The sequence below is a fragment of the Streptomyces sp. NPDC059897 genome, from assembly GCF_042730865.1.
GTDB lineage: Bacteria > Actinomycetota > Actinomycetes > Streptomycetales > Streptomycetaceae > Streptomyces.
In genome coordinates this window covers 35,791-51,695 of the sequence record NZ_JBHWKQ010000051.1, presented here as the reverse complement: position 1 = coordinate 51,695, position 15,905 = coordinate 35,791, and the positions used below count along the sequence as shown (strand labels likewise).

Sequence of the window (15,905 nt, the reverse complement as noted above, 5' to 3'; positions counted from 1 at the left end):
AAGGAGATGACCCCCGCGCCGGTGCCGGTGGTCAGCACGGCGCCGGTGTCGGCGTTGACGACCCGCCACGACCCGATGCGACCGGTGGCGCCGGCCGCCTCCCGGATGTTGATCTTGGAGATCGCGGTGGCGGAGCCCCACTTGATCGACACGGAGCCGGTGGCGCCCCTCTACGTAGACGAGGAAAAGCTCATTCGGCGAACGTCACCGACAGGGCCTCCGCGAGACCCGGTACGAGGTTCGAGCCCGTGAGGACCTCCGTCGTCGCGTCCTTCTCGCGCAGCCGCAGCGCCGAGTCGCGGGTGCCGTCGCGCAGCACGCCGACCGTCATGCGGACCTCCTGGCGGTCCGGGTGCTCGGAGACCCACTTCGTGAGCTTCTTGCCGCTCAGGCCCTCAGGGACGGACGCCTCCGCGGACGGCGGCAGCATGAGGCGCTCGACCGTCAGCGCGCAGCCCACGACGGCGTCGGGCCACGCGATGGTGCCGAGGAACTCGTCCAGCGGCTTGCCGGCAGGGATCTCGTCCTGCTCGATCGGGGTGAGGCCGGGGGCCTCCTGCTCGCCCTCGAGCCCGAGCTGGGCGGCGAGAGCGGGTTCCTGGGCGCGCAGCGCGGCCGTGTCGACGAGGGCGAAGAGGCGAGCGGGCTGGTCCCAGCCAAGCCCGGCGGCGTACTCGTCGATCTCGAGTACGGCTCGGGTGAGGGGGCTCGCTGCCATGGGAGTGTTGGACATGGTCACAATCCTGCCTCGTTCCTGCCCCGAACCGGGAACTGAGTAAAGCGTGAGTAAGTTGCATAGGTGATGGGTCCGCGTTCTCGGGGGCCCGACCGACCGATCGAATACCGAACTTCGAGGTGCACACCTTGGCTTTCCAGATGCCGGACCGCGGCGGGGGCCCGACGGGTCCGCGGATCAGAGTCGGCCGACCCTCCCGGCGTGCCCGAACACTTTTGTTGACGCTGGGCGTCCTGGCCGTGCTCGGCATGGTCTTCGTCATGTTCGCCGGATTCTGGACCGATTGGCTCTGGTACCGCTCGGTCAAGTTCTCGTCCGTCTTTACGACCCAACTGTGGACGAAGATCGGGCTCTTCTTCGTCTTCGGGCTCCTGATGGCGCTCGCCGTCGGTGTGAACGTGTGGCTGGCGCACCGGCTGCGTCCGCCGCTGAGCGCCATGTCGATGGAGCAGCAGAGCCTCGATCGCTACCGGATGGGCATCGCGCCCTTCAAGCGGTGGCTGCTCGTCGGTGTCACCGCCCTTGTGGGCCTGATCGCGGGAGCCTCGGCCGCCAGCCAGTGGCGTACGTGGCTGATGTTCGTGAACGGCGTGCCGTTCAACCAGAAGGACCCGCAGTTCCACATGGACGTGTCCTTCTACGCGTTCGATCTGCCCTGGTACCGCTTCCTGCTCGGCTTCGGGTTCGCGGCAGCCGTCATCGGACTGGTCGCCGCCGCGCTGACGCACTACCTGTACGGCGGCCTGCGGATCACCAGCCCGGGCGCGCGCGCCACGGCCGCGGCGACGGGGCACCTGTCCGTCCTGCTGGGCGTGTTCGTGGCCCTGAAGGCGGTCGCGTACTGGCTCGACCGGTACGGGCTCGCGGTGAAGCAGAGCGACTTCAAGGCGACCGACAACTGGACGGGCCTCAGGTACGTCGACGCGAACGCGTATCTGCCGGCGAAGACGATCCTGTTCTGCATCGCCGTCATCTGCGCGATCCTCTTCTTCGCGACCCTGTGGCGGCGCACCTGGCAGCTGCCGGTCATCGGCTTCGGCCTGATGGTGCTCTCGGCGATCCTGATCGGCGGCCTGTACCCGGCCATCGTCCAGAAGTTCCAGGTGCAGCCGAACGAGCAGTCCAAGGAAGCCCCGTACATCACGAAGAACATCGAGGCGACCCGTAAGGCCTACGGCATCGACAAGGCCAAGCCCGTGGACTACAAGGGCAAGGGTTCGGACGACGCCGAGAAGCAGCGGGCGGAGTCCGACTCGGCGGCCAGCTACCGGCTCAACGACCCGAACATCGTCTCGCCGACCTTCCAGCAGCTCGAGCAGCAGCGGAAGTACTACCAGTTCCCGACGACCCTGGACGTGGACCGGTACAAGGGCCAGGACACCGTGGTCGGCCTGCGCGAGCTCAACCTGAGCAAGCTCGACAAGCGCAACTGGATCAACGACCACTTCGTCTACACGCACGGCTACGGGGCCGTGACGGCGAAGGGCACGGCGACCTCCGGCGGCGCCCCGCAGTTCACCGAGTCGGGCCTGCCGACCACCGGCGACCTCGGCGACTACAACCAGCGCATCTACTACGGCGAGAAGACCTCGCAGTACTCGATCGTCGGTGGGCCGCAGAAGGAGCTGGACTACGAGCAGGACGACGGCACCCAGAAGACGACCAGCTACAAGGGCAAGGGCGGCGTCAATCTGGCGAACCCGCTCAACCGCGCCGCGTACGCCGTCGCCTTCAGTGAGCCGCAGATCCTCTACTCGGGAGCCATCGGCGAGGGTTCGCGGATCCTCTACAACCGCACTCCCAAGGAGCGCGTCGAGGCCGTCGCGCCGTGGCTGACGATCGACGGAGACCCGTATCCGACGGTCGTGAACGGCAAGATCAAGTGGGTCATCGACGCCTACACGACGTCGAACGGCTACCCCTACGCGTCCCGTACGACGCTGGGCGACAGCACCGCCGACTCGCTCAACGAGGCGGACAGCCAGCGCGCCGTGGTGGCCCAGCAGAACCAGGTCAACTACATCCGCAACTCGGTGAAGGCGACCGTCGACGCGGGCACGGGCGAGGTCAAGCTCTACACGTGGGACGAGAAGGACCCGGTCCTCAAGACCTGGAAGAAGGCGTTCCCCGGCACGGTCGAGCCCAAGAGCGCGATCCCGACCTCCCTGAAGGAGCACCTGCGCTACCCGCAGGACATGTTCAAGGTCCAGCGTGAGCTGCTCAGCCTCTACCACGTGACGAACTCGAACCAGTTCTACAACGCGTCCGACGCGTGGCAGGTGCCGAACGACCCGACCAAGAAGGACAACAGCGCGGTCCCGCCGTACTACCTGTCCATGAAGATGCCGGGTCAGACCAGCCAGCAGTTCTCGCTGACGACGACGTTCACGCCGAGCGGCAGGCCCAACCTGAGAGCGTTCATGGCGGTCGACGCCGACGCGACCAGTAAGGACTACGGCGCCATAAGGCTCCTCAGAGTCACCGAGGACAAGGTCGCGGGACCCGAGCAGGTGCAGAACACGCTCAACTCCTCGGGCACCGTGGCCAACTGGGTGCGCGACATGAAGGGCGCCGACTCGACGGTCCTGTACGGCAATCTGCTGACGGTGCCGCTCGACAAGGGCTTCCTCTACGTGGAGCCGATCTACGCCCAGGGCCGCAATGCCGAGTACCCGCTCATGCGCAAGGTCGCGGTCAGTTACGGCAACAAGATCGGGTTCGCGGACTCGCTGCCGGAGGCGCTCAACCAGGCCTTCGACGTGAAGGGTGACACGCCGGCCGAGCCGGAGAAGCCCGGCGGGGACACGAGCGAGACGCCGGAGAACTCGACGGTGAAGGAAGCGCTCGCGGACGCCGACGAGGCCTTCAAGGACGGCCAGGAGGCCCTGAAGGACAACGACTGGACCGCCTACGGCGAGGCCCAGGAGCGGCTGCAGGACGCCCTGCAGCGCGCCGAGGACGCGCAGACCGAGGCGGACAAGGCGGCAGGGGACAACAAGAACGACAAGAACAGCGACAAGGAGGCGGCCGGCGGCTGACTGGTCAAGTGACCCCTCCGCGCCGTGGTACGGTTTCAACACAACGGCGCGGGGTGGAGCAGCTCGGTAGCTCGCTGGGCTCATAACCCAGAGGTCGCAGGTTCAAATCCTGTCCCCGCTACTGAAGATCGAAGGCTCGGAAGCTAAGGCTTCCGGGCCTTCGGTGCGTCGGGGCCCCTGCCGTCATGAGTCACTGGCATGTGCGAAGCATGTGCGAACGATGCTCCCCTCGGGGGGAGTTCAGAAATCTGTGTTTCACTTGTCTCCCTGTGGGCATGTCGACAAAACGCTGAAGTGACCTCACTGGCTGCGGTATACGAGGTGTACCCAGGTTGCAGGTGGTGCGACGATGGACGTTATGGGGGACAAGGCAACTCTGTTGGAGACAGGGCGGTTTGTGCAGCCGACAGATCGGGACGAACCCGGCGAAGCTGCGGAAGAAGCACGCCAGCGGCTGGCCGCGGAGGCCGGCGACGTCGAGGCGATGAGCGTCCTCGGCGCCATGCTGCTGCGCCGCGGAGATCTCGACGGAGCCGAGCCCCTTCTTCGTGCTGCCACCGGCGCCGGTGACCGGGCCGCGGCCAACAACCTCGGAGTCCTGCTCCACACGCGCGGCTACGCGGACGAGGCCGCGGGCTGGTGGCGCGTCGCCGCCGTCGCGGGCTCCGCGCCCGCCGCGCACGCCCTGGGCCGGCACTTCCGCGAGCGCGGCGACGAGCCCGCCGCCGAGTACTGGCTGCGCCAGGCCGCCGAGCACGGCCACACCCTGGGCGCGTACGCGCTCGCCGATCTCCTGGAGCACCGCAGCGACGTCGGGGCCGAGCGCTGGATGCGGGTCGCCGCGGAGCGCGGGCACCGTGAGGCCGCGTACCGGCTCGCCCGCGCGCTCGACCGGAAGGGCGGCGCCGATGTGCTCGTCTCCGGCGAGGGCGGCAACCCGGCGGAAGAGGCCGAGCAGTGGTACCGGCAGGCCTCCGCGCGCGGGCACCGGCGGGCCGCGCTGCACCTTGGTTCGATCCTGGAGAAGCGCGGCGAGCTGAAGGAGGCCGGGCGCTGGTACCTGATGTCCGCCAAGGACGGTGAGGCGCGCGCCGCGTGCGCCCTCGCGTTCCTGCTGCGCGACGCGGGCGACGAGGAGAGCGCCGCCGTGTGGTGGCTGCGGGCCGCCCAGGACGGCGACGGCAACGCGGCGAACGCGCTGGGCGCCCTGCACGCCGAGCGCGGCGAGACGCAGACCGCCGAGCGCTGGTACCGCGCGGCCATGGACGCCGGCGACAACAACGGCGCGTACAACCTCGGCCTGCTCTGCGCCGAGCAGCAGCGCACCGCGCAGGCCGAGGGCTGGTACCGGCGCGCCGCCTACGCGGGTCACCGCGAGGCGGCCAACGCGCTGGCGGTGCTGCTCCTGCAGAACGGGGACGCGGTCGGCGCCGAGCCCTGGTTCTCCAAGGCGGCGGAGGCCGGCAGCGTCGACGCGGCGTTCAACCTCGGGATTCTCTACGCGAGCCGGGACGACGAGGCGGCGGCGCTCCAGTGGTACGAGCGGGCCGCGGCCGGCGGGCACACCGAGGCCGCGCTGCAGGCCGGGATCGCGCGGCAGCGCGAGGGCGACGAGCAGGCCGCCGAGCGGCACCTGCGGTGTGCGGCCGGGGGCGGCAGCGGAGAGGCCGCGTACCGGCTCGCCTCGCTGCTCGACGTGCGGCGCCCGCCCGCGGTGCGGCACGAGCTGGGGGAGCCCGTCACCGAGAAGAGCGAGTGCGAGGAGTGGTACGAGCGGGCCGCCGAGCACGGGCACCGGCGTGCGCAGGTGCGGGTCGGCATGCTCGCCGCCGCGCGGGGCGACGTGGTGGAGGCGGCGCGGTGGTACCGCGAGGCCGCGGAGGCCGGGTCGCGCAACGGCGCGTTCAACCTGGGGCTGCTGCTCGCCCGGGAGGGCAGCGAGCCGGAGGCGGCGCTGTGGTGGACGCGGGCGGCCGATGCCGGGCACGGGCGTGCGGCGCTTCGGCTCGCGCTGCTGTGCGCGCGGCGCGGTGATCTCGCCGAGGGGCAGAAGTGGGCGTCCCGGGCGGTCGACCTCGGCCCCGCGGAGGTCGCGGAGCGGGCGGGGCGGCTGCGGGACGCGTTGGGGCAGGAGCTGTCGGCGTAGCGCCGCGCTCGGCTCGACCGGGTGTCCGGCTGCGCCGGGGCTCGGGCCCGACGTGTGCGCAGCCGGCACCAGAGTTTCCGGCTGCGCCGGGGCCGAGCCCCGCGCCCGTGTTGCGCGGCACCGGGCGCCGCCTTGCCCACCCTGCCGCCCAAGGCGGCAGATTGCCCAAGGCGGGGCGGGCCTTGGCCGTCCGGGGCGGGGAGCTGTGCTGGCGGAGGGGTTACCCAAGGCGGTTGCGGCACCCCGTGGGGCCGATGACCCCGGAGGGGGCGGGTGGGTGGGATGTGGCGTGGGGCGCGCCGGCGTACCTGCCGCCCGCCACGCCCCTGTCCCCAGCGGAGCGGTTTGCGCTGGTCGGGGGCGTCGCGTAGGGTTGTGAACACAACGGCGCGGGGTGGAGCAGCTCGGTAGCTCGCTGGGCTCATAACCCAGAGGTCGCAGGTTCAAATCCTGTCCCCGCTACTCAAGACCTGAGGCCCGGAACCAGTAATGGTTCCGGGCCTCAGGCGTGTGTGGGCACACGTCACGGCTTGTGGCCCACCGCCTCCTCGTACAGCCTCCTGTTCACCGTCTTCGACTCGGGCAGCGGATCGCCCTCGGAGACGCCCGCCGCCTTGTACGCCGCCTGCAACCGGTCCGTCGTGCCGGAGCGGATCTCCCAGTCCATCCGCAGGGACGGTGTCTCCTCCAGGACCTTCTTGTCCGTCTTCAGCATGCGCGCCAGCTCGGACACGAACGCCGGGTCCTTTTTGTAGTCGTCCCGGAAGTACGTGTTGACCGTGCGGATGTACGCGCGCAGCAGCGCGACGCCCGCGTCCGGGTCCTTGGTGAGGAGGTTCGGGCCGAACAGCATGCCGCCCAGCGGTTCGCCCTGGGGCTGGCCGCCGAGGAACGCGTAGCGCCGGTCGCCGTCGACCTTGCGCCAGATCGGGTCGAGGAGCCAGGCCGAGTCGACGCCGCCGTTCTGCAGGCCGGTCAGCACGTCCGCCGAGCCGAGCTGTTGGAACTGGATCTTGTCGAGCCCTCCGCCGTGCTGCTTCAGGGCGATGTTCATCGGGTACGAGGCGACCGAGCCCTTGCCGATCAGCGTGCCCATCTTCTTGCCCGCCATCCGGACCTGGGTCGCGCTCTGCCCCTTCTTGAGGCGCACCCACAGGCCGCTCTTGGACTTGGGGTCGGGGGAGAAGTTGCCGGACACCCACTTGATGTCGAAGCCGCCGAGGATGCCGTTCATGACCGCGGCCTCCGGGGCGGCCCACTGGGCGTCGATGTCGCCCTTGGCGAGGAGGGGGAGGGCGTCGGGCGTGGGGAGGACCTTCAGTTTCACATCGAGGCCCTCCTTCTTGAACTCGCCCTTTTTGACGGCCATTTGGAGCGGGGCCACGTACTCGGCGCTCAGCGTGCCCGTCGCGATCGTCAGCTTGCGGGGCTTGCCGAGCTTCTGCGGAGCGGGCGCGCCCTTGTCGCAGCGGGCCGGCTCGCGATCGGCTGCGTGGTCCGCCGGATCGGTCCAGGAACTCTGGCCGCAGCCCGCGACGGCCTTGATCGCCCGGGGTTCGGCCGCGGCGTCCGACGGCGTGTCGTTCTTCGCGCAGGACGTCGTGCCGAGCAGCAGGGCGCCGGCCGCGAGCAGGGTCGTACCCACGTATCTGGTGCGCATGGAGCCTCCGTACGAAGAAAGATCCCTACAACAAGGTCAGGACTGGCCGCGGCCGCGGTCGCGCGGGGCCCAGGGGGTGAGGAACCGGCCCGCCAGGCGCACCAGTTCGGAGAAGAGGACGCCGAGGGCGGCGACGCAGACGATGCCGACGAACATCACGTCGTTCTGGAAGAGAGCGCGGGCGTCGAAGATCAGGTGGCCCAGGCCGTCGTTCGCGGCGATCTGCTCCGAGGCGACGATGACCAGGACCGCGACGCCCGCCGCGATGCGCGCGCCGACCAGGACGGCGGGGAGCGAGGCGGGGAGCAGGACGTGGCGGAACATCTGCCATGGGGAGGCGCCGAAGACCTGGCCCGCGTCCCGGTGGCCGGTGGGGACAGAGATCACGGCCGCCATCGTCGAGATCCACACGAAGAAGAAGACCGTCGCCGCGACGAGCGCGATCTGCGGGCCCTCGCCCAGTCCGAACATGTTCAGGAAGATCGGGAGCAGGGCGAGCTTCGGCACCACGTAGAGGGCGTCCAGGAGGGGTTCGAGTGCCGCGCGGACCAGGGAGATCGAGCCCATGAGGAGGCCGAGGAGGTAGCCCGACACCGTGCCGATGACATAGCCCGCGAGGACCCGTTTCAGGGTGGCCCAGACGTCCGGCCACAGTTCGCCGTCGGCCGCGCGCTGCCAGCCGTCGGCGAGGATCGTGGACGGCGCCGGGTAGATCCGCTCGTCGATCCAGGACTGGGAGGCCGCGAGCTGCCAGAGCAGGATCAGGACCACGGGGACCGCGACCGCGAGGGAGAGTTCGAGAGCGCGGCGCCTGCGCCGGGCGCGGGTGGGGTGGATCTCCTCGGGGCCGGGGGCGCGGACCAGCAGGCCGTCCTCGGCTTTGGTGGGAGTGAGGTTGGTCATGGGCGCAGCCCATTCGTTGAAAGGGCGGTGGCGGGTGGCGGGAGGGAGCTCATGCCGGGACCGCCTCCTGGTGCACCTCGCCGCGCAGGAGGTCCCACAGCTCGCCCTTCAGGGACGTGAATTCGGGGGTGTCGCGGATCTCGCCGGTGCGCGGGCGCTCGAACGGTGGCCTGCGCTCGGCGATCACCCGGCCCGGCCGGGCCGACATCACCAGGACCCGGTCGCCGAGGACGATCGCCTCCTCCAGGCTGTGCGTGATGAAGAGCGTGGTGGTCCGCGTCGTCTGCGTGAGGGCCAGGAGTTCGTCCTGGAGGATCGTGCGGAGCTGGGCGTCGAGGGCCGCGAAGGGCTCGTCCATGAGGAGGATCTCCGGCTCCACCGCGAGTGCCCGTGCGATGGCGACGCGCTGGCGCATGCCGCCGGAGAGGGCGGACGGGTACGCGTCGGCGAAGTCGGCGAGGCCCATCCGGGCGAGCCAGTCGCGGGCCCGGGTGTTCGCCTCCTTGCGCGGGACCTTCTGGATGTCGAGGCCGAAGCGGACGTTGGCGAGGACCGTCTTCCAGTCGTAGATCCCGTAGTCCTGGAAGATCATGGCTGCCGGTCGGGGGCTCGTCGTACGGATCTCCAGGGTGCCGCCGGAGGGGCGGGTGAGGCCCGCGGCGATGCGGAGCAGGGTGGACTTCCCGCAGCCCGAGGGGCCGACCACGCAGACGAACTCGCCGGTCGGCAGCGTCAGGTCGAGCGGTCCGAGGGCGTGGGTGGTGCCGAACGTCCTGGTGAGTGCGCGGGCTTGGAGCTTGGGATGCATGGGCCCTCCGGGGTGCGGCGGATTCTCGTGGGCGACCGCGAGAATATGACGACCCGTCAGATTGCGGAAGGGGGTGCGTGGTTGGCGCATGCAATGCGAAAGGCCCGCACCGTACGGTGCGGGCCTTTCGGGGTGTGTGGAGCGCTATGGAGCGTTGCGGAGTGCTACGCCTTCGCGGAGCAGTTCGGGCACAGTCCCCGGTACGTGACCTCGACGTCCGAGATCGTGAAGCCGAAGCGCTCGTCGGACGGCAGGGCCGTCAGCGGATTGCCCGTCGGGTGGACGTCCCGGATCTGGCCGCACACGTCGCAGACGAGGTGCTGGTGCGGGCGGTGTGCGTTCGGGTCGTAGCGCTTGGCGCGCTTGTCCGTCGCGACCTCGATCACCTCGCCGAGCGAGACCATCTCGCCCAGCGTGTTGTAAACGGTGGCCCGGGAGATCTCCGGCAGCTTCGCGGTCGCGCGAGCGTGCACCTCGTCGGCCGTGAGGTGTACGTGGTCCCCGTCGAGAACCTCGGCCACGACGCGTCGCTGCGCGGTCATCCGCCAGCCGCGTCCGCGCAGCCGTTCCAACAGGTCACTCATAAGGACCAGCCTAACAGTCAGGGGACCTGGGCCCCGATTGGATGTGACTTTGGAGCTTTCCTTGACTTAGACATTGTCCATTGTAGGATCAGGCTCGGCTATAGCCAAGCGACAGGACGACTCGGGAAGGGCACCCAATGTCCGAGAATCAAGAATTTGTGACGGACCCCAACGCGGAGGCGGGCGGTTGCCCGGTCGCGCACGGCCGGGCGGCGCACCCGACGCAGGGTGGTGGCAACCGGCAGTGGTGGCCCGAGAGCCTGAATCTCAAGATCCTTGCGAAGAACCCGGCCGTGGCGAACCCGCTGGGTGAGGAGTTCGACTACGCCGAGGCGTTCAACTCCCTGGACCTCGCGGCGGTGAAGCGCGACATCGCCGAGGTGCTCACCACGTCCAAGGACTGGTGGCCCGCCGACTTCGGGCACTACGGCCCGCTGATGATCCGCATGGCCTGGCACTCCGCCGGTACGTACCGGATCAGCGACGGCCGCGGCGGCGCGGGCGCCGGTCAGCAGCGCTTCGCCCCGCTCAACAGCTGGCCGGACAACGGGAACCTGGACAAGGCTCGCCGCCTCCTGTGGCCCGTGAAGAAGAAGTACGGCCAGAACATCTCCTGGGCCGACCTCCTGATCCTCACCGGCAACGTCGCCCTGGAGACCATGGGCTTCGAGACCTTCGGCTTCGCCGGTGGCCGTGAGGACGTGTGGGAGCCGGACGAGGACGTCTACTGGGGCCCCGAGCAGATCTGGCTCGACGACAAGCGCTACACGGGCGACCGTGACCTGGAGGACCCGCTCGGCGCGGTCCAGATGGGCCTCATCTACGTCAACCCTGAGGGCCCCAACGGGAACCCGGACCCGATCGCCGCGGCCCGCGACATCCGTGAGACGTTCCGCCGCATGGCGATGAACGACGAGGAGACCGTCGCCCTCATCGCCGGTGGCCACACCTTCGGCAAGACGCACGGCGCGGGCGACGCGGACCTGGTCGGCGCCGAGCCCGAGGGTGCCCCGATGTCGCAGATGGGCCTCGGCTGGAAGTCGGGGCACGGCTCCGGCAAGGGCCGCGACGCCATCACCTCCGGCCTCGAGGTGACCTGGACCGAGACGCCCACCCAGTGGAGCAACTACTTCTTCAAGAACCTCTTCGAGTACGAGTACGAGCTCACGCAGTCCCCGGCCGGCGCCAACCAGTGGGTGGCGAAGAACGCCGAGGCGATCATCCCGGACCCCGAGGACGCCTCGGTCAAGCGTCTGCCGACGATGCTCACCACGGACCTCTCGCTGAAGTTCGACCCGATCTACGAGCCGATCTCGCGGCGCTTCTACGAGAACCCCGAGGAGTTCGCCGACGCGTTCGCCCGCGCCTGGTACAAGCTGACGCACCGTGACCTCGGTCCGGTCGTCCGCTACCTCGGCCCGGAGGTCCCCTCCGAGGAGCTGCTCTGGCAGGACCCGCTGCCGGCGCGCGAGGGCGAGCTGATCGACGCCTCCGACATCGCTGAGCTCAAGCAGCAGATCCTCGGCTCGGACCTCACGGTCCCGCAGCTGGTGTCCGCCGCCTGGGCCTCGGCCTCCTCCTTCCGCGGCGGCGACAAGCGCGGCGGTGCCAACGGCGCCCGGATCCGCCTCGAGCCGCAGCGCGGCTGGGAGGTCAACAACCCGGAGAGCCTCGCGCAGGTCCTGCGCGTACTCGAGGGCGTCCAGGAGTCCTTCAACGCCAAGGGCGGCAAGAAGGTCTCCCTCGCCGACCTGATCGTGCTCGCGGGCACCGCGGCCGTCGAGCAGGCCGCCAAGGACGGCGGCGTCGAGGTCGAGGTGGCGTTCACGCCGGGCCGTGTCGACGCCCCGCAGGAGCAGACGGACGTCGAGTCCTTCGCCGCCCTGGAGCCGAAGGCCGACGGCTTCCGCAACTACGTGGGCAAGGGCAACCGCCTCCCGGCGGAGTTCCTGCTCACCGACAAGGCGAACCTGCTGACCCTCAGCGCGCCCGAGATGACCGTCCTCGTCGGCGGTCTGCGCACCATCGGGATCAACGCGGGCGGGTCGAAGCACGGCGTCCTGACCGAGCGTCCGGGCGTCCTGAGCAACGACTTCTTCGTCAACATCACCGACATCGACACCCAGTGGAAGTCGACGACGAAGGCGCAGGACGAGTTCGAGGGCACCGACGCCTCGGGCCAGGTCAAGTGGACCGGCACCCGCGCCGACCTGGTCTTCGGCGCCAACTCCGAGCTGCGTGCGCTCGCCGAGGTGTACGCGAGCGACGACGCCAAGGAGAAGTTCGTGAAGGACTTCGCCGCGGCGTGGACCAAGGTCATGGACCTGGACCGGTTCGACGTGCGCTGATCGCGGACCGTTGAACATCGCGGACCGTTGAACAAAGAGGGCCGGTTCCCTTCGGGGAGCCGGCCCTCTTCGCCGTGGGTCTACGCCGGGAGCGAGGCGGGCTGACGCCGGGCCGGGGCCCAGCGGCGGATGATGTCGCGGACCGACACGATGCCGATCGGCTCCTGTCCGTCGAGCACGATGAGATGCCGGAAGCCGCCGTGCGCCATCGCGGCGGCGGCCTCGTCCACGGTCCATGACGGGGCGGCGAAGACGACGTCCGTCGTGGTGTGGGCGTCGGCGGTCTCCAGGTCCGGATTCTGGTTCTGTCCCAGGGAGTTGAGGATGTCGCGCTCGGTCAGGATCCCGATGCCGCTGCCGTCCGGGTCGAGGACGACGGCGGCGCCGATGCGGCGCGCGGACATCAGCCGGGCCGCCTGGCGCAGGGTGTGGTTGGGGCCGATGGTGAGGACCATCGTGCTCATGGCGTCACGGACGAGCATGGATGGAGCCACCTTCCTGTGTGAGGTACTTGCGGCACCGGTCCCGTGCGGTACGAGAAACGGTTCACAAGTTCACAAGTGGGGGGACTCTCAGAGTTGCAGGTAAGGGGAACGTCAACAAGGGGGCGCGGGAAGCGAGTTCGGGCGCGCGCGTAGCTCAGCGCGCGCTCATACCGAAGCGCGCAGATAGCTCAGCAACTGGTCGTGGAGCAGGCCGTTCGAGGCCGCCGCGCTGCCGCTGTGCGGGCCGGGCCGGCCGTCGAGCCCGGTGTAACTGCCGCCCGCCTCGGACACGACGATCGCGGGCGCCGCCATGTCCCACAGGGAGAGCTCCGGTTCGGCGCACATGTCGATCGAGCCCTCGGCGACCATCATGTACGGCCAGAAGTCCCCGTAGCCGCGCGTGCGCCACACGGCCCGCGTCAGGTCGAGGAACCCGTCGAGCCTGCCCTGCTCCTCCCAGCCGGTCAGCGAGGAGTACGCGAACGAGGCGTCCTCCAGGCGGCCCACCTTCGAGGCGTGGATGCGCGAAGCGGACGTCAGGCTGCGGCCGGTGTACGCGCCCGCGCCCTTCGCCGCCCACCAACGACGCTGCAGCGCCGGGGCGGAGACGACGCCGACGACCGGCTGGTAGCCGCCCTCGCCCGCCTCCATGAGGGAGATCAGCGTCGCCCACACCGGGACGCCGCGCACATAGTTCTTGGTCCCGTCGATCGGGTCGATCACCCAGCGGCGCGGGCCCGTGCCCTGGATCCCGTACTCCTCGCCCAAGATCGCGTCCCGCGGTCGCGCCCGTTGGAGATTGCCGCGGATCAATTCCTCGGCGGCCTTGTCCGCCTCGCTCACCGGAGTCATGTCCGGCTTGGTCTCCACCTTCAGGTCGAGCGCCTTGAACCGGTCCATCGTCGCGGCATCGGCGACGTCCGCGAGGACGTGGGCGAGCCGCAGATCATCTTGGTAGTCGGGCATGAGTGAACAGTATCGATCGTGGTACGCCGACTGCTACAGGGACCGATCCGACGGCGGGCCCGGTGCGCTCGGCAACAGGCCTTGACAGTGCGTACGGGCGCGTCAACTCTGGCCACACAGGCCTTACGAACCCGGCGAACCGGGGAGGCGACAATGCCTGCAGCGCGGGAATCCCTACTGGAAGCGGCCTATACGGCGCTCGCGCGGCGACCTTGGGGCGCGGTGCGCATGGTCGACGTGGCGGCGGTCGCCGGGGTCTCCCGGCAGACCCTCTACAACGAGTTCGGCAGCAAGGAAGGGCTCGCGCGCGCCCTCGTGCGGCGGGAGGCCGACGCGTATCTCGCGGGCGTGGACCGGGCGTTGAAGGAGGGCGGGCTCGACTCCGTGGCCGAGTGGACCGTCGCCAGCACGCGGCGCAACCCGCTCGTGCGGGCCGCGCTCACCGGGTGCTGGAGCGAGCGGCTGCCCTCGCCGACGCTGTCCGCCGTGCCGTCCTCCTCGTCCGTGCCCGCGCAGCGCAGGGCGGACGGACCGCTGCCGGCGCCGGGCGACTTCGTGGTCGCCGTGCGGGACCGGAGCGTGGCCGCGCTCGGGGTGCCGGGGGCGGCGAAGGGCGAGGCGGAGGCGCTGGCGCGGGACTGCGAGGTGGCGGTGCGGCTCGCCTTGTCGTGCGTGCTGGCGCCGCCGGGCGAGGGCGGGGTCGCGCGGCTGGTGCGCGAGGTCGTACGCCGGTAGGCACGCCCGTGAAACGCACGCACGGGCAGGAACGGCCGTGCTCAGTGCGCGGACCCCGACAGCTGCAGGCCGATGACGCCCGCGATCACCAGGCTGATCGAGACGATCTTGAGGACCGAGACCATGTCGCCGAGGAAGACCATGCCGTAGATCGCCGTGCCGGCCGCGCCGATGCCGGTCCACACCGCGTACGCGGGCCCCACGTCGAGCTTCTTCAGGGAGAGCGTGAGGAGCCCGAAGCTGCCGAGGGCGAACGCGGCGAACGCGACCGTCGGCCACAGCCGGGTGAAGCCGTGGGAGAGCTTCAGGCAGACGGCGAACCCGGTCTCCAGGATCCCCGCGACGATGACCAGCAGCCACGCCATGTCCTTGTGCCTCCCGCGTTCCACTGATCTCTGAATGTCTGCGATCTTGCGTCCGGCTTGGTGCGATTATGCCCTTACCTGTGCGGCGAGGCAGCAAACAAGCGCGAGTTCAGTCGCCTTCCCTGCGCTCCCGTGTCGCGAGGAGCCGGCGCAGCGAGTACAGCCGGGCCGGATCCGCGTGCCCCTCCTCCACGTAGGCGTCCAGGGCGCAGTCCGGCTCGTCGTGGCTGCACGCGCGCGGGCAGTTCTCCGTGCCCGGCTCCAGGTCCGGGAAGGCGTGGATGACGCGCGAGGGGTCCACGTGGTGCAGTCCGAACGACCGCACGCCGGGCGTGTCGATCACCCAGCCCGCGTCCCCCGACAGCGGCAGGGCGAGGGCCGAGGTCGTGGTGTGCCGGCCGCGGCCCGTGACCGCGTTGACATGCCCTGTCGTACGCCGCTGGTCGTCCGGCACCAACGCGTTGACCAGCGTCGTCTTTCCGACGCCGGAGTGCCCGACGAACGCCGTGATCTTCCCGTCGAGCTGCTCGCGCACCCGCTCCACGGCCGTGCCGTCCTCCAGCTCCGCGCGGCTCGTGACGACGTACGGGATGTCGAGCGCCCCGTACAGCTCGAGCATCTTGTCCGGCGGGGCCAGGTCCGACTTCGTCAGGACGAGGAGCGGAGTGAGGCCGCCGTCGAACGCCGCCACCAGGCAGCGGTCGATCATGCGCGGGCGCGGCTCGGGGTCGGCGAGCGCGGTGACGATGGCCAGCTGGTCGGCGTTGGCGACGACCACCCGCTCGTACGGGTCGTCGTCGTCCGCCGTGCGCCGCAGCAGGGAGCTGCGCCCCTCGATGCGGACGATGCGCGCGAGGGTGTCCTTCTTGCCGGACAGATCGCCGACGACGGAGACCCGGTCGCCCACGACCGCCGCCTTGCGGCCCAGCTCACGGGCCTTCATCGCGGTCACGGCGACGTCGTCGATGAGGACGGTGAGGCGGCCGCGGTCGACCGTGAGGACCATGCCCTCGGCCGCGTCCTCGTGCTTGGGACGGATGTTGCTCCGCGGCCGGTTGCCCTTGCGGTTCGGGCGCTGGCGGATGTCGTCCTCGTCGGTGTGCTTGCCGTAGCGGCGCATCGCGGTGTGCC

The 15,905-nt window shown here is 70.1% G+C and carries 13 protein-coding genes, 2 tRNA genes and 1 pseudogene; 6 read left to right on the top strand and 10 right to left on the bottom strand.

Translation table 11 applies throughout. The features are described from left to right. Both ACFV9W_RS34780 and ACFV9W_RS34775 read right to left on the bottom strand, forming a co-directional pair. Positions 1-167: pseudogene (locus tag ACFV9W_RS34780) on the bottom strand (pectate lyase); the annotation flags it as partial. 23 nt (positions 168-190) lie between these two features. Continuing rightward, complete coding sequence (locus tag ACFV9W_RS34775; RefSeq protein ID WP_385769244.1) at positions 191-733, bottom strand: PPA1309 family protein; 543 nt, start codon at positions 731-733, stop codon at positions 191-193. Between the two features lie 143 nt (positions 734-876). Between ACFV9W_RS34775 and ACFV9W_RS34770 the strand changes: the two genes are divergently transcribed. The 4 genes from ACFV9W_RS34770 to ACFV9W_RS34755 all read left to right on the top strand — a co-directional run bounded on the left by ACFV9W_RS34770 (position 877) and on the right by ACFV9W_RS34755 (position 6,382). Next, positions 877-3,774: a UPF0182 family protein gene (locus ACFV9W_RS34770; protein WP_385769252.1), complete on the top strand. Its 2,898-nt coding sequence runs from the start codon at positions 877-879 to the stop codon at positions 3,772-3,774. Positions 3,775-3,821: 47 nt separating this feature from the next. Continuing rightward, positions 3,822-3,895 (top strand) — tRNA-Met (locus ACFV9W_RS34765). Positions 3,896-4,123: 228 nt separating this feature from the next. Beyond that, complete coding sequence (locus ACFV9W_RS34760) at positions 4,124-5,920, top strand: tetratricopeptide repeat protein (protein ID WP_385769242.1); 1,797 nt, start codon at positions 4,124-4,126, stop codon at positions 5,918-5,920. 388 nt (positions 5,921-6,308) lie between these two features. Further along, positions 6,309-6,382, top strand: a tRNA-Met gene (locus ACFV9W_RS34755). A 61-nt stretch (positions 6,383-6,443) separates the two neighbouring features. On the opposite strand, the gene ACFV9W_RS34750 is transcribed toward ACFV9W_RS34755, so the two are convergent. The 4 genes from ACFV9W_RS34750 to ACFV9W_RS34735 all read right to left on the bottom strand — a co-directional run bounded on the left by ACFV9W_RS34750 (position 6,444) and on the right by ACFV9W_RS34735 (position 9,875). Continuing rightward, the gene (locus ACFV9W_RS34750) at positions 6,444-7,580 is read right to left on the bottom strand and encodes an ABC transporter substrate-binding protein (RefSeq protein WP_385769240.1); all 1,137 of its coding nucleotides are present in this window, start codon (positions 7,578-7,580) and stop codon (positions 6,444-6,446) included. Between the two features lie 36 nt (positions 7,581-7,616). Beyond that, positions 7,617-8,483 carry an ABC transporter permease gene (locus tag ACFV9W_RS34745; protein WP_385769238.1) on the bottom strand — a complete coding sequence of 289 codons (867 nt, stop codon included), beginning with the start codon at positions 8,481-8,483 and terminating at the stop codon, positions 7,617-7,619. A gap of 49 nt (positions 8,484-8,532) precedes the next feature. Next, positions 8,533-9,291, bottom strand: coding sequence for an ABC transporter ATP-binding protein (locus tag ACFV9W_RS34740; RefSeq protein WP_385769236.1), 759 nt, complete (start codon positions 9,289-9,291; stop codon positions 8,533-8,535). 164 nt (positions 9,292-9,455) lie between these two features. Further along, positions 9,456-9,875 (bottom strand): Fur family transcriptional regulator, encoded by a 420-nt coding sequence (locus ACFV9W_RS34735; protein ID WP_385769234.1) that lies wholly within the window; start codon positions 9,873-9,875, stop codon positions 9,456-9,458. A 137-nt stretch (positions 9,876-10,012) separates the two neighbouring features. Between ACFV9W_RS34735 and katG the strand changes: the two genes are divergently transcribed. Then, complete coding sequence (gene katG, locus ACFV9W_RS34730; RefSeq protein ID WP_385769232.1) at positions 10,013-12,223, top strand: catalase/peroxidase HPI; 2,211 nt, start codon at positions 10,013-10,015, stop codon at positions 12,221-12,223. Between the two features lie 80 nt (positions 12,224-12,303). Here katG and ACFV9W_RS34725 read toward each other — a convergent pair whose 3' ends face one another. Then, complete coding sequence (locus tag ACFV9W_RS34725; protein WP_385769230.1) at positions 12,304-12,705, bottom strand: cyclic nucleotide-binding/CBS domain-containing protein; 402 nt, start codon at positions 12,703-12,705, stop codon at positions 12,304-12,306. Positions 12,706-12,873: 168 nt separating this feature from the next. After that, a complete protein-coding gene (gene hisN / locus ACFV9W_RS34720) occupies positions 12,874-13,674 on the bottom strand; it encodes a histidinol-phosphatase (RefSeq protein WP_385769228.1) in 801 nt (266 codons plus the stop codon). Positions 13,675-13,827: 153 nt separating this feature from the next. Here hisN and ACFV9W_RS34715 point away from each other — a divergent pair, with 153 nt between their 5' ends. Beyond that, complete coding sequence (locus ACFV9W_RS34715) at positions 13,828-14,409, top strand: TetR/AcrR family transcriptional regulator (protein ID WP_385769226.1); 582 nt, start codon at positions 13,828-13,830, stop codon at positions 14,407-14,409. Between the two features lie 41 nt (positions 14,410-14,450). Here the strand turns inward: ACFV9W_RS34715 and ACFV9W_RS34710 are convergent, their stop codons facing one another. Both ACFV9W_RS34710 and rsgA read right to left on the bottom strand, forming a co-directional pair. Continuing rightward, entirely contained in the window at positions 14,451-14,774 is a 324-nt protein-coding gene (locus ACFV9W_RS34710; protein WP_385769224.1) for a DMT family transporter, read from the bottom strand. Between the two features lie 109 nt (positions 14,775-14,883). After that, positions 14,884-15,894 (bottom strand): ribosome small subunit-dependent GTPase A, encoded by a 1,011-nt coding sequence (gene rsgA, locus ACFV9W_RS34705; RefSeq protein ID WP_385769222.1) that lies wholly within the window; start codon positions 15,892-15,894, stop codon positions 14,884-14,886. Positions 15,895-15,905: the final 11 nt, after the last annotated feature.